This window comes from Streptomyces phyllanthi (assembly GCF_009377205.1).
Lineage (GTDB): Bacteria > Actinomycetota > Actinomycetes > Streptomycetales > Streptomycetaceae > Streptomyces > Streptomyces phyllanthi.
Genome location: NZ_VJZE01000828.1, coordinates 1 through 2,058, shown reverse-complemented (window position 1 = coordinate 2,058; position 2,058 = coordinate 1). Strand labels below are relative to the sequence as shown.

At 75.0% G+C, this 2,058-nt stretch carries 2 protein-coding genes; both read left to right on the top strand.

Annotated elements, in window-relative coordinates:
- Positions 1-1,056, top strand: a 1,056-nt coding sequence (locus FNH04_RS45325) for an SCO3242 family prenyltransferase (protein ID WP_152792048.1), incomplete at its 5' end; no start/stop codon positions are given.
- Positions 1,053-2,058, top strand: a 1,006-nt coding sequence (locus tag FNH04_RS45320; protein ID WP_152792047.1) for a sugar phosphate isomerase/epimerase family protein, incomplete at its 3' end; no start/stop codon positions are given. The genes FNH04_RS45325 and FNH04_RS45320, both read left to right, overlap by 4 nt.

Genomic DNA, 2,058 nt, shown 5'->3' with positions numbered 1-2,058 from the left:
CCCCGGGCCTGGGCCGAACTCCTGCGCCTCCCCGCCCTGTTCACCGTCCCCGGCGACGCACTCGCGGGCGCGGCCGCCGCCGGGGCCCGCCCCGGCCCACGCACTCTGCTCGCCATCGGCTCCTCCCTCTGCCTGTACGAGGCGGGCATGGCCTTGAACGACTGGGCCGACCGCGACGAGGACGCCGTGGAACGCCCGCACCGCCCTCTGCCCTCCGGCCGCGTACGCCCCACCTCGGCTCTCGCCGCGGCGGGCGCACTCACCGCCGCCGGACTCGCCCTGGCCGCCCGCGCGGGCCGCCCCGCCCTCACCATTGCCGTCCCCCTCACGGTCACCGTCTGGTCGTACGACCTTGCCCTGAAACGCACCCCGGTCGGCCCCCTGGCCATGGCCGCCGCCCGCGCACTCGACCTCCTCCTGGGCGCGGCCACCACCACCGGCAGCACCCGGGCCGCCCTTCCCTCCGCACTGACCCTCGGCGCCCACACACTCGCGGTGACCACGGTGTCCCGCCATGAGGCACGGGGCGGTTCCGCTCTGGCCCCTCTGACAGGCCTGGCAACGACCGCGGCCCTGGCCTGGCGGCTGACTCGCCTCCCGGCGACAGGCATCCCGGCGACAGGCCTCCCGGCGACAGGCCACCCGACGGCTGACCCCGCCTCCTCGACCGGTCCCACGGGCCCGGTCGCCTCGGCCAACTCCACCGGCGCCACCGTCGGCCCGCTGTCCGATCCGGTGGTGCTCGCCGAAGTGGCGTCGGCTCGGCTGTCGTCGGGCAGGAGCCACGCTCTCCGGCACGGCCCGGTCGGTCCGCCGGCCACCCTCTACACCGCCCTCGCCGCCACTTACGCCGCTACCACCGCACGCCCCCTGTTCCACGCCGTCCTCAATCCGTCACCCCCGCTCACCCAACGCGCCGTCGGCTCCGGCATCCGTGCCCTCATCCCTCTGCAGGCCGCCCTCACGGCCCGTGCGGGCGCCCCCGTCACGGCTCTGCTCACCGTGGCCCTGGCCCCGGCCGCGCGCAGGTTCGCGAGGAAGGTGAACGTCACATGACCACGCCCGAACATCACCTGACGGGTCAGCCCCCGGCTCCTAACCAGCCCCCGGTTTCCGGGCACGGGCACGGGCCGACTCCGGTGCAGCCACCGGCTCCCACCTCGGCGCCTCACCCCCTCCGCTTCGGCTACGGAACCAACGGCCTCGCCGACCTCCGCCTCGACGACGCCCTCGCCCTGCTCGCCGACCTCGGCTACGACGGCGTCGGCCTGACGCTCGACCACATGCACCTCGACCCGCTCGCCCCGGACCTCCCGGCCCGCACCGCGCGAGTCGCCCGCAGACTGGAGTCGCTCGGGTTGAGCGTCACCGTGGAGACCGGCGCCCGCTATGTACTCGACCCGCGCCGCAAGCACGGCCCCTCCCTCCTGGACGCGGACCCGGACGACCGCGCCAGACGGGCCGACCTGCTCCTCCGTGCCGTACGGGTCGCCGCCGACCTCGGCGCCCACGCCGTGCACTGCTTCAGCGGCGTCACCCCGCCCGGCACCGACACGGACACCGCCTGGAAACGTCTGTCCGAGGCCCTCGCCCCCGTCCTGGACGCCGCCACCGACACCGGCATCCCCCTGGCCGTGGAACCCGAACCCGGCCACCTCCTCGCCACCCTCGCCGACTTCCACCGTCTGCGCGAAGCACTCGGCAGTCCGGACGCGCTGGGTGTCACCCTCGACATCGGCCACTGCCAGTGCCTCGAACCCCTGCCACCCGCCGACTGCGTCCGCGCCGCCGCGCCGTGGCTACGTCACATCCAGATCGAGGACATGCGCCGGGGCATCCACGAACACCTCCCTCTCGGAGACGGGGAGATCGACTTCCCACCCGTCCTCGCCGCCCTCGCCGAGACCGGCTACCAGGGCCTGACCGTCGTCGAACTACCGCGTCACTCCCACGCCGGCCCCCACTTCGCCGAGCAATCCCTCTCCTTCCTCCGCCGCACAGCACCACCCGCCGCACCTCCGGGCGACCAGGGCGAGGCGGATCAGGGCGGGGTGCCCC